The organism is Leptolyngbya sp. PL-A3 (assembly GCF_039962325.1).
Classification (GTDB): Bacteria; Cyanobacteriota; Cyanobacteriia; order Elainellales; family Elainellaceae; genus Vacuolonema.
The window spans coordinates 17,688-37,470 of record NZ_JAMPLB010000009.1; the positions used below are offsets into that span (position 1 = coordinate 17,688).

Annotated in this window: 17 protein-coding genes and 5 tRNA genes; 10 read left to right on the forward strand and 12 right to left on the reverse strand. The window is 48.6% G+C overall.

Going from position 1 to position 19,783, the window contains the following annotated elements; all coding sequences use genetic code 11:
- The first annotated feature begins 61 nt into the window (after nt 1–61).
- Nucleotides 62–643 (forward strand): cytochrome b/b6 domain-containing protein, encoded by a 582-nt coding sequence (locus NDI52_RS09255; RefSeq protein ID WP_190770494.1) that lies wholly within the window; start codon nt 62–64, stop codon nt 641–643.
- 371 nt (nt 644–1,014) lie between these two features.
- Here the strand turns inward: NDI52_RS09255 and NDI52_RS09260 are convergent, their stop codons facing one another.
- From NDI52_RS09260 to NDI52_RS09285, 6 genes are all read right to left on the reverse strand, one after another.
- A complete protein-coding gene (locus NDI52_RS09260) occupies nt 1,015–1,302 on the reverse strand; it encodes a hypothetical protein (RefSeq protein WP_348256388.1) in 288 nt (95 codons plus the stop codon).
- Between the two features lie 363 nt (nt 1,303–1,665).
- Nucleotides 1,666–2,238, reverse strand: a complete 573-nt coding sequence (locus tag NDI52_RS09265; protein WP_190770496.1) for a hypothetical protein — start codon at nt 2,236–2,238, stop codon at nt 1,666–1,668.
- Nucleotides 2,239–2,458: 220 nt separating this feature from the next.
- Nucleotides 2,459–2,701 carry a hypothetical protein gene (locus tag NDI52_RS09270; protein WP_190770502.1) on the reverse strand — a complete coding sequence of 81 codons (243 nt, stop codon included), beginning with the start codon at nt 2,699–2,701 and terminating at the stop codon, nt 2,459–2,461.
- A 306-nt stretch (nt 2,702–3,007) separates the two neighbouring features.
- Nucleotides 3,008–4,090 (reverse strand): 3-isopropylmalate dehydrogenase, encoded by a 1,083-nt coding sequence (gene leuB / locus NDI52_RS09275; RefSeq protein WP_190770497.1) that lies wholly within the window; start codon nt 4,088–4,090, stop codon nt 3,008–3,010.
- Between the two features lie 368 nt (nt 4,091–4,458).
- Nucleotides 4,459–4,761, reverse strand: coding sequence for a hypothetical protein (locus NDI52_RS09280; RefSeq protein ID WP_190770498.1), 303 nt, complete (start codon nt 4,759–4,761; stop codon nt 4,459–4,461).
- A gap of 103 nt (nt 4,762–4,864) precedes the next feature.
- Nucleotides 4,865–5,458: a metal-binding protein gene (locus NDI52_RS09285; protein WP_190770499.1), complete on the reverse strand. Its 594-nt coding sequence runs from the start codon at nt 5,456–5,458 to the stop codon at nt 4,865–4,867.
- Between the two features lie 262 nt (nt 5,459–5,720).
- On the opposite strand from NDI52_RS09285, the gene NDI52_RS09290 reads away from it, so the two are divergent.
- The 5 genes from NDI52_RS09290 to NDI52_RS09310 all read left to right on the forward strand — a co-directional run bounded on the left by NDI52_RS09290 (nt 5,721) and on the right by NDI52_RS09310 (nt 6,802).
- Nucleotides 5,721–5,793, forward strand: a tRNA-Val gene (locus tag NDI52_RS09290).
- A gap of 313 nt (nt 5,794–6,106) precedes the next feature.
- Nucleotides 6,107–6,179: transfer RNA gene (locus NDI52_RS09295), tRNA-Val, on the forward strand.
- Between the two features lie 134 nt (nt 6,180–6,313).
- A tRNA-Val gene (locus NDI52_RS09300) sits at nt 6,314–6,386 on the forward strand.
- A gap of 135 nt (nt 6,387–6,521) precedes the next feature.
- Nucleotides 6,522–6,594 (forward strand) — tRNA-Val (locus NDI52_RS09305).
- Between the two features lie 135 nt (nt 6,595–6,729).
- Nucleotides 6,730–6,802: transfer RNA gene (locus tag NDI52_RS09310), tRNA-Val, on the forward strand.
- Between the two features lie 360 nt (nt 6,803–7,162).
- On the opposite strand, the gene NDI52_RS09315 is transcribed toward NDI52_RS09310, so the two are convergent.
- Nucleotides 7,163–7,471 carry a hypothetical protein gene (locus NDI52_RS09315; protein ID WP_190773412.1) on the reverse strand — a complete coding sequence of 103 codons (309 nt, stop codon included), beginning with the start codon at nt 7,469–7,471 and terminating at the stop codon, nt 7,163–7,165.
- A gap of 157 nt (nt 7,472–7,628) precedes the next feature.
- Between NDI52_RS09315 and NDI52_RS09320 the strand changes: the two genes are divergently transcribed.
- Nucleotides 7,629–8,534 (forward strand): LysR family transcriptional regulator, encoded by a 906-nt coding sequence (locus NDI52_RS09320; RefSeq protein WP_242035976.1) that lies wholly within the window; start codon nt 7,629–7,631, stop codon nt 8,532–8,534.
- A gap of 206 nt (nt 8,535–8,740) precedes the next feature.
- Here NDI52_RS09320 and NDI52_RS09325 read toward each other — a convergent pair whose 3' ends face one another.
- The 5 genes from NDI52_RS09325 to NDI52_RS09345 form a co-directional block, all read right to left on the reverse strand.
- Entirely contained in the window at nt 8,741–9,571 is an 831-nt protein-coding gene (locus NDI52_RS09325; protein WP_190773411.1) for a protein-glutamate O-methyltransferase CheR, read from the reverse strand.
- A 4-nt stretch (nt 9,572–9,575) separates the two neighbouring features.
- The gene (locus NDI52_RS09330) at nt 9,576–10,643 is read right to left on the reverse strand and encodes a chemotaxis response regulator protein-glutamate methylesterase (protein WP_190773410.1); all 1,068 of its coding nucleotides are present in this window, start codon (nt 10,641–10,643) and stop codon (nt 9,576–9,578) included.
- 203 nt (nt 10,644–10,846) lie between these two features.
- Nucleotides 10,847–12,406 carry a methyl-accepting chemotaxis protein gene (locus tag NDI52_RS09335; RefSeq protein WP_190773409.1) on the reverse strand — a complete coding sequence of 520 codons (1,560 nt, stop codon included), beginning with the start codon at nt 12,404–12,406 and terminating at the stop codon, nt 10,847–10,849.
- Nucleotides 12,406–12,855 (reverse strand): chemotaxis protein CheW, encoded by a 450-nt coding sequence (locus tag NDI52_RS09340; protein WP_190773408.1) that lies wholly within the window; start codon nt 12,853–12,855, stop codon nt 12,406–12,408. The genes NDI52_RS09335 and NDI52_RS09340 overlap by 1 nt, the downstream gene beginning before the upstream one ends.
- Before the next feature lie 4 nt (nt 12,856–12,859).
- Nucleotides 12,860–15,025, reverse strand: a complete 2,166-nt coding sequence (locus NDI52_RS09345) for a chemotaxis protein CheA (RefSeq protein ID WP_190773407.1) — start codon at nt 15,023–15,025, stop codon at nt 12,860–12,862.
- Nucleotides 15,026–15,442: 417 nt separating this feature from the next.
- On the opposite strand from NDI52_RS09345, the gene NDI52_RS09350 reads away from it, so the two are divergent.
- From NDI52_RS09350 to NDI52_RS09360, 3 genes are read left to right on the forward strand one after another with little or no spacing between them, the layout of a single operon-like run.
- The gene (locus NDI52_RS09350; RefSeq protein WP_190773406.1) at nt 15,443–15,817 is read left to right on the forward strand and encodes a response regulator; all 375 of its coding nucleotides are present in this window, start codon (nt 15,443–15,445) and stop codon (nt 15,815–15,817) included.
- Between the two features lie 14 nt (nt 15,818–15,831).
- A complete protein-coding gene (locus NDI52_RS09355; RefSeq protein ID WP_190773405.1) occupies nt 15,832–16,455 on the forward strand; it encodes a chemotaxis protein CheC in 624 nt (207 codons plus the stop codon).
- A 19-nt stretch (nt 16,456–16,474) separates the two neighbouring features.
- Nucleotides 16,475–19,336, forward strand: a complete 2,862-nt coding sequence (locus tag NDI52_RS09360; protein WP_190773404.1) for a PAS domain S-box protein — start codon at nt 16,475–16,477, stop codon at nt 19,334–19,336.
- Nucleotides 19,337–19,783 lie beyond the last annotated feature (447 nt).

Sequence of the window (19,783 nt, forward strand, 5' to 3'; positions counted from 1 at the left end):
ATACCCATTGGAGATAGTAGAAGGTGATGAACGGCCTGAAGCATATTCCAGGAGGTTTCTGATGAGTTCTGAGGCAGCACCCCAGGTACCCGTACCCAAAGGACGAATTAATGCAGCCTTCAAACAATTACGGCTCATGCATTGGGTGATGGCAGCCTGTTATGTCGTTGTGTTTATAGTCGGTGTCCTGATGGCTCATGCACCCATTGACCCCGTTAGGGCTAATTTCTACACCTTCCATCGCTCAATGGGGGCATTGACTATAGCTTTACTGACGGCACGCATCTTTTTCCTACAGCAGGTATGGTGGCGTAAGTTTATCCGCCAACGTCCCAAAATGACAGGTGCATGGTTACGTGGCGTGCTGTTACACACAGCTCTCTATGTGTTTATGATAATTGTTCCTTTATCAGGCTTTTTTCTATCCAATTCTTTCCGCAGTGGTGTCGTTTCCTTTTTTTGGCTTGTGACATTACCAGATTTATTCCCACAAAATGCGGAAGTCGTTGGTTTAGCGCGTAGTCTCCACTTCTGGTTAGTCTATACGTTCTTTGCTTTTGTACTCGTGCATCTTTTGGAACAGCGAAAGTTTGTGCAGTCACAATGGCGAAGATTCACAAAAGCCTCGCGCAAAGCGGTTTAACGACCGCATGAATTTTACAGTCCTATTCCAGACAATACTCTGGACAGTTTTTCTGAAACCTTTGATTTTGCGTGCGCGAAGCGCACGCAAAATCAAAGGTTTCAGAAAAACTGTCCAAACTAATGCCAGAGAACTGGCTTACAAAGGCTGATTTCTCACGCCCGAAGGGTACGGAAAATCAACCTTTGCAATCATTTCTCAAATCATTTCTTACAGCGCTTTTCAAGCGCTTAAAATCTGGTTTTTGTGAGAGCCTTGCTCCGCGAGGTTCTCACAAAAACAACCATGGCTAATTCAAGCGCAAAGCGCTGTAAGCGAGACACACCGTACCTAACAAAAATGTATAAGTCCTAACACCTTTTTATCAGCTCTTAGCCTCTGGACGATTTTGGTACTGCCGTCCTTTGTGACTCAACATCTGCCAGAAATTGAGCCCGTTCTAAAAGCTCAAGATCTTCAATTAAATCCTTGCTGGTGTGGAACGTAAATCGACGTTTACCTCCAACCCTATTCCATGTCTGCTGAAGTTGTATATCTGGATAATTTCCTTGGTTGAGCTGAGCCAGAACAGGCTTCCAACGCTGCTCTAGATGATGTACCTCTCCTATATAAAGGCGATATGAGCCAATAGTAACAACGGCAAAGATTCCAGATTGCATAGGCCAAGGGAAGGTGGGGGTCAGTTAGAACAGACATCAAACTTTTCTTTTCTTTTTCCAGATAGAGCAATAATCCTTTTCAGTAACTTTTTAACGATTAGTTGCAAGAAAGTGAATTTCTAGAGGTTTGAATCTTGCCCCTTTCTAAAATCAGAACTCCGAAGGGTAATTTTGCTTAGACTATAGCAAAATTACCCTTCGGAGTTCCAATGCAAGTTTTGAGTAGGCTGAAGCCACGGTAATTGGCTCCTTCCAAATGGTTTTTAAGAATCACAAATAAAGCAACCTGTCATTCTTTCTATGGGAATGGTGGCTTTACCACCATTCCCATAGAAAGAATGACAGGTTGCCAGATGCACGACCCTAAGCCCAAACTGTTAAGACATATACAAAATAAGCCAAGTAACAAACGCCAATCAGCCCGATAGCAATTTTTCCAGGTAATGAACTGTACAAATTGAACAAGATGACGCAGCCAACTATCACAAACACAATTTCCAAGGCTGAGACAAGATGCCCGTAATGTCGGGGATCCCAATAGGAAACTGGGCTCTGAAATCGCCAGTTTGAAAAGGGGAGGAAATGGCGATGGGCATCATCATGGTGCAACGGCAAGTCTCCAGCCATGTGCAACATCATGCTGCCAAACAGTAATGTTCCAAACTGCGAACCGGCCCATAGTGCCAGAACCAACCCTAATAGAATCAGCGGAATTGAGTTGAAAAAATCAATGAAATTTTGCCAATGGGGCTGATAGTAGGCCTGTCTCCAGATGATTGCTTCTGGAGTTTTATACAAGACTTTTTCCACGAAGTAGAACACAAACATTGGCGCGTCGGGCAAGATAGCTCCTATGATTACCGGGGTTAACGTCAGAGCCTGATCTTGTCTTCCCAGGAATAAGAGGCTTGCTACAACATGAGCAGGTGTGTTCATGGGCTTGCTTTTTGAGTCAGGTTCAATATGTCCATTAAAAATGGAAGATAAACATTGTTTGTTGTGAAACCCTCCTTATGAAATGACGGGGAGAAAGTTACACCACCAACGTAGGACGGCTACGACGATCCCCATATACAGAACCCCAGATTTCGCCGCTACAAACTAACGGTAAAATCCGGGGTTTGTTAAAAGAGCCAATTTCAAAGCCTTACACGGCTTAGAAAAGGTCAGATTCAATCTGATTCAAAGGGATGAAGCATTCTTGGGGAAGAAGCACAGGCTTCGTGCCAAAAATGAGCTTGCCGCGATGGGTGTAGCGATCGATCGCCATCCCAATAGGCCGACGCACCTCTTCAGGATGCACTTCATAAAAAGTTCGGTAAATGTTACGGGCAGAATGCAAAAGGGCGGGATCCAGAAGCGCCGAAAAACTCATCGACTCATGATGAGTCGAGTCCATCGGTAGGCCAGTGCTGGGTTGATTCTGTGTGTATTGTGAGGTGTACACCAACGCTTTCTCCAATTGCGATCGCCAATAGTCTATCAACGTACTTCCGAGCTACCCAACGGACTTACCCCGCCAAGTTGCCTAATAGCATAGCGAAAAAGCCAGGGAACGAACCAAATTTATCAGGAGTCTCGATAAATTGATAAAGCAGAGCAGGGGAATAAGGGGGCAGGGGAGCGAATGAGTAGGGGGAGCAAGGAAATCATGACCCAACCAGCGCCCCATCCACTCGCCCACCTATACACTCTACCCTTTGCCTTAGCTCAGCGCCTTCAACAACGCATCACCCATGGCCTGACAACCCACCAGAGTCATCCCCTCTGAGTAGATGTCACCTGTGCGGTAACCCTGATCCAGAACTTTTTGAACCGCTTGTTCTAAACGATTGGCGGCTTCGGGTTCGCTGAGGCCGTAGCGTAGCATCATAGCTGCACTGAGCACTTGCGCAAGGGGATTGGCCTTATCCTGGCCTGCGATGTCGGGGGCGGAACCATGAACAGGCTCGAATACACCAGGGCCGCTGGCACCCAGGCTAGCGGAAGGCAGCATCCCAATACTCCCGGTTAGCATCGCTGCCGCATCGGAAAGGATGTCGCCGAACAGGTTGCCCGTTACGATGGTGTCAAACTGCTTGGGGTTACGCAGCAATTGCATTGCCGCGTTGTCCACGTACATATGGCTCAATTCCACATCGGGGTACTCGGAAGCCAGGAGGGTGATGCGATCGCGCCACAACTGCGACACCTCAAGCACATTAGACTTATCTACCGAGCACAGCCGTTTGCTGCGCTTTTGGGCGGCTTCAAAGGCGACTCGGCCAATCCGGTCAATTTCGGCCTCGGTGTAAACCATGGTATTGACACCACGTTTGGCTCCGTTCTCATCGGTAAAGATCCCGCGTGGCTGTCCGAAGTAAATTCCTCCTGTGAGTTCGCGCACGACCATGATGTCGACCCCTTCCACTACCTCACGCTTGAGGCTGGAAGCATCGATTAACTGGGGCAGAATCGTGGCTGGCCGCAAGTTGGCGAAGGCACCCAAACCAGCTCGCAGACCCAGCAATCCCCGTTCCGGGCGTTGCGCGTTGGGCAGTGTATCCCACTTGTAGCCACCGATCGCCGCTAACAGTACCGCATCGCTATCCTTACAGATCGCCAGGGTTTCATCAGGCAAGGGGTTACCTGTCGCGTCGATGGCGGCTCCACCAATTAGGGCTTCTTTGAAATCAAACTGAATCCCCAATTGCTGGCCCACCTCCTTCAATACGGTCACGGTGACCGCCAAAATCTCAGGGCCGATGCCGTCGCCAGGAAGGAGAGTGATGCGATATTGCTTGGTCATGATGAATAAGGAAACAGAACTGCGGTTAAAGCTAAGGTTATGAACTCAGTCAATTGTGGGGTGGGTGCCCTCACCCGCCCGGACAGGCAAAATGCCCATCCCACAAGAATTGCAGTTGAATAATGCACGCTCCTGCGCAAGCTAGCATTGTATAACGCTAGAGGCGCACTTCTAAGGTGCAATCGTCTTGGGCAGCCAATTCTCATTGTGAGCTTCAAATCCGAGAGTCGTGCCCTATGGGCACGACTCTCGGATTTGAAGCCGGAAAACTGCTCGCCTCAGGCGAGCAGTTTTCCGGTTGGATTCCAAAATGAGAATTGCTGGATTTAGGGGGAGAGAATAGCTTTGCTACTCTCTCCTCCTAACCTTTACTCAATGGTAAGAAATTCCACTGTGGGGATTAGCGGATCTTTCACCACCCCAATGCCTCGATAGCCCCACCGCTTGAGTAATGCCCCCAACTGGCTCCCTGGAATTGTTTCAACGGAGAAGCGATCGCTCGCCTCCGCTGCATGGGTGTTTAAGTAACTCAGGGCGTCTGCATACTCCCCAAATAACAGTAAAAACTGGATAGGAGCCGTATCAGGATCGGCATCTGCCGTACGAGCGCGGGCAACGAGGTACTGGCCATCCTGACGGGAGCGGAGGAGGTGGTGAGTTTGGGAGTACATAGGGGGTGGATAAGTGGATGGGTAGGAAGTACGAGGGCAAGAGAGGATGGTAGAGGTCTTGAGTTCTTTTTGTTCTTTGTTGTCTGTCTTGTGCTCTCTGCCTTTATGGGCGACGGCTACGGGGTGTGGGCGATCGCTTTCGACTACTTTTTCGGCGGGTTTTCTTCTGCTTGGGAAGAACGGCTTTCCATCCTTCAGTTTTGTAGCGACGACGGGTGGTGGTGGCCCAGTCGGCAAGGATATGGCTGAGGGCTCCGAGCTCGATCCCTATGACCAGGGTGAACCAATGGGTGCGGTATTGGGAGAGCGATCGCCCCATTCCTCCAAAAATATCGCCCCAGCTCCAGCCCAGTTGCCCGATCTGGTTCACCATCGCTAGCCCCAAAAATGTGAAGAAGCCCAACAACACCAGCAAGTAGAGAATGCGCAGGGCTGTGCCAGTGATGGGGGAATGGGAAAGGGGCGATCGGTGGGAGAGGCTCCCCTGATACGGAATCCAGATCCAGCGAAACCATCCCCATCGCTTGAACTGGACAGAGTGAATATCCAGGTCAGGCCCAAACATAAGCCCCCCAAATAGATAACCGCCTGCCATCAGCAGAGTAGAGGTACTGCTGGCGGTGGCAAGCAGGGTTCCTATCCCAACCAGGGGAAGTGTCCAGAGAGTGATGCGATCGTGGGTGTGGCCGGAGGGCATGGGGCAGCCCAGTAGAACATTCGTATTTTTAGAATCCTAGCAGGGAGTGAGAATGGGGGAAAGGCAGGAGGCAGACGGCAGACGGCAGAAGCAGGTAATGGGCGAAGGTGAATACGAATGAATCATGAAGTTCGCGTCCGTCGGTTGCGAACTCTCTCAGGTTTAAAGCTCGAGATGAGAATTGCTGGCTTTTCTCAAAAAACTTGCATCTCCCGTAAAGTCTGCTACATTAATAAATCGTGCTCCAGATGAAGTGGAACGCGGGCGGTTAGCTCAGTTGGTAGAGCGCCTGCCTTACAAGCAGGATGTCACTGGTTCGAGTCCAGTACTGCCCATTTTTTAATAACAAGCGAACTGCACCGCTATAGCGGTGCAGTTTCTTTCTGGGTTCCAACCACAATTTTCACAATGAGCTTTATTCCAAAATGAGAATTGCTGTCAGCAATTCTCAGTATGGGCATCAAAGCCAAGAGTTCACGCCCTACGGGCGTGAACTCTTGGCTTTGATGCCCGAAAACCGCGCGCCGTTGGCGCGCGGTTTTCGGGCCTAATTTCAAAATGAGAATTGCTGAATTGCTGTATTTTTTGTTTGCAGTGTTGCGATCATCTGCTACATTAGTAAATCGTGCTCCGGATAAAGCGGAACGCGGGCGGTTAGCTCAGTTGGTAGAGCGCCTGCCTTACAAGCAGGATGTCACTGGTTCGAGTCCAGTACTGCCCATTCATTTCATAAAACATAAATTGCACCGCTACTGCGGTGCAATTTATGTTTCAACCTTTTTTTGCATTTTTTGCACATAAAAGTTGCGATTATCTGCTACATTAGTAAATCGTGCTCCGGATAAAGCGGAACGCGGGCGGTTAGCTCAGTTGGTAGAGCGCCTGCCTTACAAGCAGGATGTCACTGGTTCGAGTCCAGTACTGCCCATTTGTAAGTGAAGAGAATTGTGAATTGCACCGCAGTAGCGGTGCAATTTGCTTTTGGGGTCTTTTAAGCTTTTTGGTTTTAAAGTTGCGATTATCTGCTACATTAGTAAATCGTGCTCCGGATAAAGCGGAACGCGGGCGGTTAGCTCAGTTGGTAGAGCGCCTGCCTTACAAGCAGGATGTCACTGGTTCGAGTCCAGTACTGCCCATTTGTAAGTGAAGAGAATTGTGAATTGCACCGCAGTAGCGGTGCAATTTGCTTTTGGGGTCTTTTAAGCTTTTTGGTTTTAAAGTCGCGATTATCTGCTACATTAGTAAATCGTGCTCCGGATAAAGCGGAACGCGGGCGGTTAGCTCAGTTGGTAGAGCGCCTGCCTTACAAGCAGGATGTCACTGGTTCGAGTCCAGTACTGCCCATTTGTTAGCACCTTAATGGGTTGGCATCATTAAACACAAAACCTGAAACGCTTTAACATCCGTGAAGCGGATACCGCAGCATTTCAGGTTTTGTGTTTAATCGAATTGAGTGGCTTAGATAAAAGTCCTAATTAACGAAAACAAAAAAACTCGTGATCACGTGCATCCACGTAATTGGTTAGCAATGATTCCAATCCCGGTCGATGTGAATTTGGGTAGAATCTTCCATTCTTATCATCGGGATTTCAACATAAATGATGTGTCAGCTAGAGGCTCTGTCTCTTCTAATGAGGCAGAGCCTCGCGATCGCATCTAACCCGAAGTAGCCAACCGGAAGCTATTTCCAATTGAATGATTGGCTTATCGGCAGACTTCCAGGCAAGATTTTGCGCCAGGTTGTCGCTGTTGCAGCTCAACCCACTGACGTACTTCACTTTCCGAGGCATTGTGGATAGCTCGACCTGTGCGAGTGTCGTAGCCATGCCACACGGCCTCGCCGGAGCGATCGCGCGTCAACCAAACTTGCAACGCAGTGTCATCCTCTCTCAAACTCATCACCATGCGGCGCCAAAGATGCTGAATCTTTTCGCGGATTGGGTGATGCTGTAACGGCTTGGAAGCCGCAAGGAAACCTGCCCTGTCTCTAGGGCTTTGTGTCGTAAATCTCATACGGTTGGTTCTATTTTTTGTGTATAGGTCTACTGTATAAACGGCTCAGAATGAAATCAAAATACTCTACCTATCGCCTCCATCGGTTTTACCGATGGATCGGAAGGCTGTTTATGGGAAGGGTTTTCTCCCTCACCCTGCTGTTTCTGGTGCCATCATGAAACGCAAATCGCGTACCTCCATGACCCTATCCCAATTGCAGACGTTGCTGGCTGTTGCAGAGCGCAGTAGCTTCAGCGATGCTGCGTTGCAGTTGGGCCTTTCGCAATCGTCGGTCAGTGGGGCGATCGCGATGCTCGAAGAGCAATTGGGGGTGGTGCTGTTCTCCCGGGGGCGCTACGGGGCCCATCTGACGCCCATTGGTGAACGGATGGTGGCCTATGCCCAGCAGATTGTGAAACTTCAGGAAGATATGTTTACCGAAGCCCGCCTTTCCAATAGTCTGCGGGGCGGTGACCTACGCATTACGTCCTTTCGCAGTGTAACGACGCATATTTTGTCAAATGTATTGGCCCGCTTTCGTCAGCAGTTTCCCAATGTAGCGATTCGCATTTCTGACAACTGGAATAACCAGGTGATTGAAGAGGATTTACGCCGAGGTCGTGCAGATGTTGGCTTTATTGACAGCCCTCTCGGTGATGAGTTCGAAAAGTGGAAAGTGTTCGAGGATGAATATGTCGTGCTGATTCCGATGCCGTTCCAGCACCCAGGAGTAACATTAACTTGGGAGCAGTTGAGTCGTTATCCATTGATCATGTTTGCGGAAGGGGATATGCACGATGAGGAGGTATACGCCCACTGCGAGGCCCACGGCGTAACGCTCAATGTTGACTACTATGTCAACGCAGACTCCAGCATTGTTAGCATGATGGCGCAGGGTTTGGGGGTGACGATTATGCCCCGCCTTGCAGCGGAACCCATTCCAGAGAATGTACAGGTTTACAGTCTTCCTGTACCGCTCTATCGCGAGATCTGGATGGCGGTACTGGCCAGTGCGCTTTTATCACCGCCAGTTTTTGCGTTTCTAGATATGGTTAAAGCGCAGGGAATGTTCAAGAAGTAAGCCTCTTCCGTTTCAAGCAAGCATCCTCCCATGCGGAGTTGGTTCACCGTCTCGTTGGTTCGCTGGGATGTACAGTATTTAACCTCAGTTCGGGATAAGCTGCAGTGCTCATTTTGGCGTGCGCAAAGCGCACGCCAAAATGAGCGTTTTCGAGTGCCGCGCAACGCGCGGCACTCGAAAACGCTCTTAACCCGAACTCAGGTTATTTATTGCGATGAATTGCGTAGTCGATGGTAAAGGCTTGTCTTGCCGTGGACTGCTTCAAATCTAGGATCGAGGTAAAACGTTGTCTCACCACTACCGAGAAACAAAAACCCATCTTCTCGTAAATAGCGTTGCACCTTATTCAAAATGGACTGTTTGGTATCGCTATTGAAATAAATGAGGACGTTCCTGAGAAAGATAACATCGAGTTCAGGGAGCGTATCCCAGGAATGGAGCAGGTTGAGTTGCTGAAATTCAACCATCTGTCGAATGTCATCATTAATTTGCCAGGATTGCCCGGTTTTGTGAAAATAGCGATCGCGCATCACCGGCGTCAGTCCCCGGTTAATTTCCAGATTGCTGTAGATTCCCTGGCGCGCCCGGTCAAGCGATCGGGTTGATAAATCACTGGCAATCAAACGAACTGTCCAGTTTGCTAACTCTGGAAACGATTCGCGGATGAGCATGGCAATACTGTAAGGCTCCTGTCCAGTCGAACAACCAGCACTCCAAATATTGAGCATTCGATTGCTGGAACGTGACTGAATGAGAGGGGGGAGAATCGAGGTGCAGAGGGCTTCGAAGGGGTAGTGATCGCGGAAGAAGGAGGTTTCGCTAATCAGTAGCGCTTCGACGGCTTGAGTATGCAGGGTACTCAATGGAATGGTTTTAAGATGTTCGGTAAAGGCGGCGATCGACTCAAATCCAGTCTGAGTAGCCAGTTTATCCAGGTGCAGTTCCGCAAGGTAATCCTTGTGAGCTTCCAAAACAACTCCAGACTGCTCAAACACCAGGGTTCGGAGATAGTTAAAATCTAGGGCTCGTTGTGTCATCCCCTCATCCCCCAACGAAAGAGGCGCGGCTGACCCGCCGCAAAATCTCTGGCATGATCTGGTCGAGAGGCAACACGGCATCGGCTAAGCCTGCATTTGCCACAAATCCTGGCATTCCCCAAACGACACTGCTGTCCTCATCCTGAGCCAAAATTTGCCCATTGCGATCGCGAATCTGCTCACATCCCCGCAGCCCATCCTGCCCCATGCCCGTCAGGATAACGCCGAGGGTGCGATCGCCATAAACCTGGGCTACCGATTCGAATAGCACATCGACGGAGGGGCGGCAGGAATTTTTGGGAGGGGTTTGCTCGGTAGCAAGTTGCACAACAGAATTAACCTGTTTTACGGTGAGATGGTAATCACCGGGAGCAATCCAGATGGTGCCAGGACTGAGGGTGGCTCCGGCGATCGCCTCTCGAACGGGTAGTGCGCATTTGGTTGTCAGACGCTCTGCCAGCAGTCGGGTAAACATGGGTGGCATGTGCTGCACAATGGCGATCGGCACAGGAAAATCGGGTGGTACATCTGCTAGTAAGGTTCCCAGTGCATTGGGACCACCGGTAGAAACTCCAATTGCAACGATCTCTACCATTTCTTTCGGCCGATTGAACTGGCGAAGAGGAACGGAGGTAAGGGGTGAGGTTTCCGCTTTGTGAGTAGCTTTTCTGCTCAGGGCTTTGATTTTCGAAATCAGGGTGTCTTTCAGGTATTGAGTAACGTCGTCTACGTTTCCGAGATGGCTGGGTTTCGTTACATAGTCAGAGGCCCCTAAGGTCAGGGCATCGAGGGTGACCGTTGCTCCCCTGGTTGTCATAGAGCTGAACATGATCACAGGCAGATGGGTATTATTCTGACGAATATGCGCCAGAATTTGTAAGCCATCCATATCGGGCATTTCCATATCCAGGATGACCACATCCGGATTGAGTTGCGCCAATTTTGCTAAAGCAATCTGTCCTGTTGCGGCAACTCCCGCAATTTCAATAGCAGGATCGGTAGCCAGGACTTTGCTGAGACGGCTTCGCACCATCACCGCATCATCCACAATTAAAACCCGAATGGTTGGCATAATTTTGAGAGCATAATTTTTGGAGCCTGCCTCGATTAACTTTCTAGTGACCAGAAGTCACAGTCCCTTAAGAACTGCGGCTTCTGCGGCTGATATTGCCCACCTATTGAAGGTAAACACGATAGAGCGTGCTTTCAATCTGGTCGAAAAGGTTATTTTTCCGTGTAAAGGGCAGGAAAAATAACCGTTGAGATGAGCAAGTTTCAAACACGAAATTGCCTGACGATCGTTTGTAAGTTGGCAGCCATGTGGGCAAGTTCTGCCGCGGCCTCAGAGGTGTTGCTGGCTCCTGTGGTAGTTGTTTGAGCATTGAGCGCTACCACGCTAATATTCTTGGCAATGTCTGAGCTGCCTTTAGCGGCTTCCGAGACATTACGAGCAATTTCATTGGTTGTGGCTGTTTGTTCTTCAACGGAACTAGCAATTGTATTTTGAATATCGTTAATTTGATTGATCACGGTTGTAATTTGAGTGATAGCCTCGATCGCACTCTTGGTATCCGTCTGAATGGCTTCAATCCGTTGGCTAATATCTTCCGTTGCGGCTGCGGTTTGTTTCGCTAATTCTTTGACTTCGTTGGCAACCACGGCAAATCCTCGGCCCGCATCCCCTGCGCGTGCGGCTTCGATTGTGGCATTCAACGCCAGCAGGTTCGTTTGTTGGGCGATCGAGGTAATGACTTTAATCACTTTACCAATTTCAATACTGCTCTGCCCCAGTTTTGTAATGTTCACGTTCGTTTCGTCAGAGGTTTTAACGGCATCTGCGGCCACTCTGGCCGCATCAGCGGCACTTTTTGCAATCTCTCGAATGCTGACGTTCATCTCCTCAATCGCGGTTGCAACGGTTGTAGCATTCTGGCTAACCTGTTCTGCCGATGCCGATGCAGAAGAGGCCTGCTCAGCAGTTTGACCCGCATTGTTGGTCATTTCACCACTGACGGCGGTTAGTTCTTCGGACGCCGTTGCAACAGTGGTTGCAATGTCTGCCATTTGGCGCATCGTGTTTTGCAGGTTTTTAATCATTTGGTTCACGTTGCCTGTGAGCGCGCGGAACTCTCCAACGTTATCGGCCTCGATCTGGTTTGCCAGATCACCCTGGGCAACGGCAAGCACAATATCGGCAATGCTCCGGACTTGTGCCGTTATCTGAGATGCCATGGCATTGACGCTATCAATGAGCTCTTGCCAGGTGCCGGCTGCACCTTCAACGGCTGCGGTCGTGCCTAAATGCCCCTCAGTGCCAATCTCTCTGGCAACGTGTATGACCTGATTCGTAAGGAGATGGAGCCGATTCGCCAGGTCGTTGACGATGGTGCCAAGGTGCTGCAGATCCCCTGCAAGGGGCTGTCCATCCATCTCCAGAGGCATGCGTTGCGTTAGATCACCCTGAGCGATCGCACTCAAAACCCTTTGGACTTCTGTTGTTGGCGTCACCAAATGGTGGATGAGGTGATTGATAGATTCGACACTGCTAGCCCAGGTTTCTGTTGCTCCGTCCAAGATTAACCGCTCTGTTAAATTTCCTTCAACGCCAACCCGCTGGCTAACTTCACTGATGCCCTGAGCAAAGGCTTGGTTACGGCTGACCCATTGATTAAACTCTCGAGCCACCTCACCCCAGCCATTCGTCTCATCTAAACGAACGGAAAAGTCACCAGCATTGGCTGTTTGGAGCGCTGCAAGCAATTCTTGGAAGGATGCCTGGGTGATGGGTGTTGATTCCAACGGTTGTTCCGCAGTCTGTGTAGAATCAGAAGGCATTAGGATCTCCTGGTTAATGCTGGATCTAGAATCTTTTGAGTATTTAACAAGAGCAGAAAATCATGTTCAAGTTTATAAGCACCTGTTAAAGACGATCGAATATAGGTATCAAGCGTGGCTGGAGGTGGCTCTAAGGTTTCTGTCGAGCACTCCAAAATATCTCCAATATCATCAACAATAAAACTGACAACATCATCCTCAGCACTCACAATGATGTTGTAAACGGTTTCTTTTTCACTTCCACAGGGTGCTGATCGTAGGCCTAAACGGCAGGGTAAATCCACCACCGGAATGACTTGTCCGCGAAGGTTCATCAAGCCGCAAACATCTGGAGCTGCAAGGGGAACTTGAGTGAGGGGTTGTTGTCGAATAATTTCCTGGACATGTTCAACCCCAATGCCAAACCGAGTGTTGTTGAGAAAGAAGGTACAAATTTGCTGGATTGCCATGGTATTACCCCCCAACTCCAGTCATCAACTCCTGGGACACCCGATAGGGATTGGCTAAATCGATCAGTGCCTCCAAATCCAACATTTCGGTGATCTGGCCCTGCACGGTTGCATAGCACTGAACCCCCGGACGATTCGCCGCACCGGTTACTGTGAGAGATTCTTCGGCAATGTCGAGAATTTGATGCACCACCAGCCCGACCGTACGGTTGTCTTCTAACGAGATGACAACAACGGGGATAACGTCATCAAACTCCGGCAAAGGGCGCGCTACCCCGGTAAAGAGGGCTTCTAAATCAATCAATGAGGCAATGCGATCGCGATATTGCATGACATACTGACCCGCAATCTGCTCAATCTTTTCGGCTGGGATCATCTCTAATCGAGTTGCATGAGAAAGACAAATTCCCAGGCGCGAATTTTGCGGTCCAAGCACTGTCAAGATCAATTGGCGATCGCTCTGTTCCACCTCAGAGGTAGTGAGGTTGATGTCAGACTGCCGTTGCACACCTGCATGTTGCGCTAACCCTGCCACATCTAAAATGAGTGCTGCTTTACCATCGCCTAAAACCGTCACTCCTGCAAACATCACGAGCGACTTTAACTGTTTGCTCAGAGGCTTTACGACGATATCTTGGGTATCAATAATTTGATCCACAATGAGTCCAAATCGGTATCCATCGATCGCCATGACCACAAAGTAAAGAACATCATGTTCTATGTCAGAGGGTGTTAACTGTAGTACTGACGTGAGATTGACTAAAGGTAAAATTTGCCCTCGCAGTCGATATACAGGAACGTTCAGTAGGGTTTCGATACTCTTCTCAATCTGTTCGGTGCCTTCGATGCGAACTAACTCCTGCACACTGGCCTGGGGGATCGTAAATCGCTCGCCTCCAGCACAGACCAGCAGCGCTGGAAGAATAGCCAGGGTGAGGGGAATTTTCAGGCGAAAGGTCGTTCCACATCCCAGTTGGCTATCGATTTCAATGGTGCCATTTACCGACTCAAGATTGCGCCGTACCACATCCATACCGACCCCACGACCCGATAGGCGGGTCACTTCATCAGAGGTCGAAAATCCAGGCAAAAAGATTAGATCTAAGGTTTCGCGATCGCTCAATGATTCAGCTTGCGTCGCAGTGATGAGCCCGATTTGTTGCGATCGCGCTTTAACCTGAGCCGCGTCAATACCGGCCCCATCATCTCGAATTTCCAGGATGATCTGGCCGTTCTCCTGCAAGGCTCTAAGGGTTAAGGTGCCTGCTGCTGGTTTGCTATGGGCAACTCTTACGTGCGGTGCTTCAATGCCATGGTCTATGCAATTGCGAACAAGATGGATAATCGGGTCTTTAATCGCGGCGATGAGACTCCGATCCAATTCTGTCTCGCTACCCTCTAGCTCCAGAATTACTTCTTTATGGCAGGCGATCGCTGTTTCCCGCACAAGGCGCGGTAAATTGCGCCAGAGGACGCTGATGGGCTGCATTCGCGTCTGCATAACGCTATCTTGCAACTCATTTGTAATGAGATTAATTTGCTGACAAGTCGAGATCAGAGCCGGATTGTTGCTACCCGGCATTAATTGCAGCACTCGGTTACGAACGAGAACCAGCTCACTGACCAGATTCATCACGTGGTCCAGGAGATCAACGTGAACGCGAATCGTTGAATCGGGGGTGGAATCAGAGAATGTTTGGATTTGGGTACTGAATGCTTCTGTAGAGGTCGGGGGGGCAGGGGAGTGGGGAAGCAGGGGAGAATGACCTGTAGTTGGGGTGCAGAGGGTGGTTAGGGTTGTGATTAGGGCGGCATAATCCTGATCTCCTTCGGTTGCCGTGGCTTCGATCGTGTGTAGCGTTTGTCGAATGGCGTCCGTTAATTGGAGTAACGCTGTTGCAACACCTGGAGAAATGTTTTGCTGAGTTGTTCGAAGGGTATCTAAGAGGGTTTCTCCAGCGTGGGCGATCGCTTCCAATTTGGGTAAAGGAAGAAATCCACAATTTCCTTTTATTGTGTGTAATGCCCGATAGAGCTGGTTTAACCTTTGCTGGTCAAAAGAACCTTTTTCAAGGTTTAAAACATCCTGCTCAAACTGAGTCAAAATTTCGTGGCCTTCTACTATGAAGGCCATTAAATCTTCAGCATCAATTTCATTCAAAGACTCCATACCCCCAAACGTACCCGGTCCTTTATCGTGGCTATATATACCAGCCTAAGAAGGATGCGCACGCTACACAATCTATCTTAGAGTAGAAGTTTGTCTGGAAGGAATGCTGAACACTAATGATAACTTAGTGTCATTAGGTGTATGGAATGTCCTACTTGCAGTTCAACTCAGTTGCAGCGCAATGGGTATCGCAACAAGGTTCAGTGCTACAAATGCAAACGCTGTGGTCGGCAATTCCTAGAGTCCTACAAGCAGGTTCGTTACTCAGAGGACATCAAGCAGCTTTGCATTCGAATGTATCAAAAGGGTATGAGTACACGAACGATCGAAAAAATGACCGATATCCACCACACAACAATCTTGTCCTGGATTCGAGAGTGAATATAGATACTTTATATTTCTTCATAAAGGAAGCTCATGAGCGATTTACATACGAATTCCGTCTTGATTGTGGACGATGCGGCTTTCTCGCGGCGAATGCTGCGTAAGTATCTGGAATCTGAAGGATGTAGCGTTCTGGAAGCAACAAATGGGCAAGAAGCTTTAGAAATGGTGCAAAAGCATCAGCCAGACTGCGTTTTAACAGATTTGCTTATGCCAGATGTGGATGGTTTCCAGTTATTGAAGACTCTACGGGAGCAGGGCTGGACAATGCCGATCGCGATTATTACAGCAGATATTCAAGAAACATCCCGCCAACGAGGGACAGAGCTTGGAGCTGCGAGATTTATTAACAAGCCTGTTAAAGAAAACGAAGTTCGTCAAACCGTTCGACAGCTCTTACAGAAATAAGGAAGCGATCGCTCATGCCATTAATTACCGAGGAGCAGCTTGATGCACTTCAGGAGTTTATTAACATCGGAGTTGGACGTGCTGCTGGAATGCTGAATGAGATGGTCGAATCTCCTATTTTTCTGAATGTTCCAGTTCTAAAGGTTTTTACTACTGAGGCGCTGAAACGAGAAGTTGTAGCCCGGTTCAGTAATCATTGCCTTTCCATCGTCAGGCTAAACTTTTCGGGTGTTTTTAGTGGTAGTGCAGAGCTTGTTTTTCCGACAGAAAGTGCTTCTGCCCTGGTGTCTCTTTTAACGGGTGAAGATCGGAATTCTCCTGATTTAGATGAGGTCAAAATTGGAACCCTCACGGAAGTGGGAAATATTGTGATTAATGGTGTTTTGGGTTCGATCAGCAATTTACTGAAGCAACAGATGGATTACATGCTGCCTATCTATTTTGAAGATACGATTGAAGGGTTATTGAACTCAAGTTATTCATTTGACGCCGATACCGTTTTTCTATTAGCACAAACTAAATTTGAAATTAAGCAGCTTGAGATTATGGGTGAAATTATTCTAATTTTCGAAATGTCTTCCTTCGGTGAGTTGCTTGGACGTATTGATGAGGAACTTAGCCTGCTCTCTCAATCTTGAGGGAAAGGAATGATTTGATATGATGCCTGATAGTCAAAATCGCTTCAGCTTGCTCGATCAAATTCCGCTCGGTATCTGCGTTCTGCAATCAGATTACAGCGTTATATTTTGGAATCGTTGTTTAGAGGATTGGACGAAGATTTCGCGCGATCGCATTCTCGGACGATCCATCCGTGAATTTTTCCCGCATCTCAGCCAGCCCCTATATGTCCACCGGCTTGCGCCTATTTTCGCAGGTGGCCCCCCTACTATTTTTTCTTCGCAGCTCCACAAACATTTAATTCCTGCCACGCTTGCGAACGGCCAGAACCGTATCCAGCACACAACGGTCACAGCAGTTCCGGCGGATGATGATGACAGCTTTTATGCGATGCTTTCGATTCAAGATGTGACAGACGTAACGTCGCTGGTGCAAAGCTATCGGCAGATGCGCGATCAGGCGGTTGCCAACGCTGAGGAAATTAAACGTTCAGCTGCCGCTTTACAAGATAGCGAAAAACGCTTCCGCACATCCGTTGAGAATATGTTGGATTGCTTTGCCATCTACCGTGCTCTGCGGAATGAAGCGGGAGAAATTGTCGATTTTCAGGCCGAATATGTAAACGATGCCGTTTGCCTCACCACTCAACTGACGCGGGAACAGCATCTCAGCCAGGGGCTATGTGAGTTATTGCCAGCCCATCAGAGCAATGGCTTATTTGCAGAGTACTGTCAGGTGGTAGAAACTGGGAAACCCCTGGTTAAAGATAGCCTGAACTATGAGGATCAGTTTGGGCACCAACACTTAACCAAAGCATTTGATATTCGAGTGGCTAAATTTGATGATGGCTATGTTGCGACCTGGCGAGATATTACCGATCGCAAACAGACCGAACAATCTCTGCGCGAAAGTGAAGAACGGCTGCAAATGGCTCTGGAAGGTTCCGGTGGAGGCTTTTGGGATTGGAACATTGTCAATAATGAAAATTACTTGAGCCCACGATGGTTGGAAATGTTGGGATATGAGAAGGGAGAACTGCCAGAAACCTTTAGCACCTGGAAGCAGCTGATTCACCCTGACGAGAAAGCCGAGGTGATCGATTGGCTGAATACCCACCTGCAAAACGATTCTGCACCTTACAGATTTGAATACCGGATGTTGACCAAATCTGGAGAATGGAAATGGATCGCCAACTATGCAAAGGTGGTTACGCGGGATGAGCGAGGCAATCCGTTACGCATGGCCGGAATTCATCACGATATTAGCGATCGCAAACAAATCGAAGAAGCACTTCAGCAACGAGAAGAACAGTTTCGATTCATTACCAATACCATTCCTCAAATTGTTTGGACAACGGATGCCCACGGTGTGACCGATTATGTCAATCAGCGGTGGATTGATTATACCGGATTACCTCTGGAGTCGGCTCTGACAGTTGGCTGGAGAGATCTGATTCATCCTGATGACCTTCTCCCAGTGCAGGAGTTTTGGACAAAAGGCTGCGAAACGGCCTCGGATTACCGAATTGAATATCGATTGCGCCGCTATGACGGCATGTATCGCTGGCATTTGGTTCAAGGTCTACCCATGTGCCAGAAGGGAAGGGTGGTCAAATGGTTTGGGACCTGCACCGATATTCACGATGACAAGGAATTGGAGATTAAACGACGTACTCTGCTAGAACGCGAGCAGGCGGCCCGAGAAGCCGCTGAACGTGCCAATCGCATCAAAGATGAATTTTTGGCGATTCTTTCCCATGAGTTGCGATCGCCTCTCAACCCCATCCTGGGTTGGACGAAGCTGATGCAGAACCGTAAATTCGACCCGGCAAAAACGACTGAAGCTTTAGCTACCATTGAGCGCAACGCGAAACTCCAGACCCAATTGATTGATGATCTGCTAGATGTTGCCAAAATCCTCCGGGGCAAGCTCAGCATGGAGTCTACCCCCATTGATCTGGTGTTTGTGATTGAGTCGGCTATTGATACCGTCAGGTCAGCGGCCGTCGCTAAATCGATCCTTCTGCATCCTGTTTTACCTCAGGTTGGCCTGGTCTCGGGAGATGCAGCCCGCCTTCAGCAGATTGTGTGGAACTTGCTATCCAATGCCATCAAATTCACTCCCAATAACGGGCGGGTTGATATTCGTTTGGAGCGGGTGACGGGTCATGGAACGTCCTTCATGGGTGAGAAACCCACACAAAATTCTAGAACCCATAGTTCACTGCCCATGACTTCCTACGCCCAAATTACGGTCACCGACACGGGCAAAGGGATCAATCCTACCTTTTTACCCCATATTTTTGAGTCTTTCCGGCAGGAAGATGCCTCAACAACACGCAAGTTTGGAGGTCTGGGGTTGGGATTGGCGATTGTGTATTCGTTGGTTGAGGCTCATGGGGGAACTATTTGGGCTGATAGTCCGGGGGAAGGCATGGGTTCTACATTTACCATTCGTTTACCCCTGTTAAATCTAGAGCCGGGAAAGACTGAGCCGAGCCGGTCATCTACGCAGGAACTTAATTTAAGCGGGGTACGAGTTCTTGCGGTGGATGATGACCCTGATGCCCGGGACTTACTAACTACCCTGTTAACCCAGTACGGAGCCGAGGTGTTAACGGTTGTTTCGGCGGGAGATGTATTAGCCAATTTAGAAACCTTCCAACCTCATGTGTTAGTGAGTGACGTTGGTATGCCTGAAGTGGATGGTTACTCTTTAATAGACAAAATTCGGACGTTACCACCTGTGCAGGGCGGAAAGATTCCGGCGATCGCTCTCACTGCCTATGCGAGGGAGGATGATCGGGAGCAAGCAATAACCCGAGGCTTTCAATGCCACATTACAAAACCCCTCGATCCGGAACAGCTTGTTCAAGCCGTCATAGCACTTGTACAGCGTTAATGTCTTTTTGATGCAGGTTTTGCAAAACTGCACTCCATTCTGCTTCTCAAAAATAATCTATTTTCACTGTCCTAAGTATTTGAAATCAATCTAAGCCTAGTGTTGCAAACACCAAATTTTGCAACATGGGGGTTTGGGGGCTGTCCCCCCAAGAAGGGGTTCTACCCCTTCACTCCCTACAAAACTTTCGTTTTGCTGTACTAGATTGATTTCAAATACTTAGGATAGTTTGCAATTTTGTTCTTTTCTAATTCTCATATTTACTAAAAGATAGTTGTTTTTACGATATTTAGAATAGTTGTTTTAGTTTGCTCAATCACCTCTTTTTGTTTTCTAGATACCATAAAATTTAAATACTTCAATTTGCCGAAATCATGAAACATAGCAATATTTTCCTAGTCGTCCTGCTACCCTTGATTTCCCATTGCTGAATGGAGCTTTGGGATG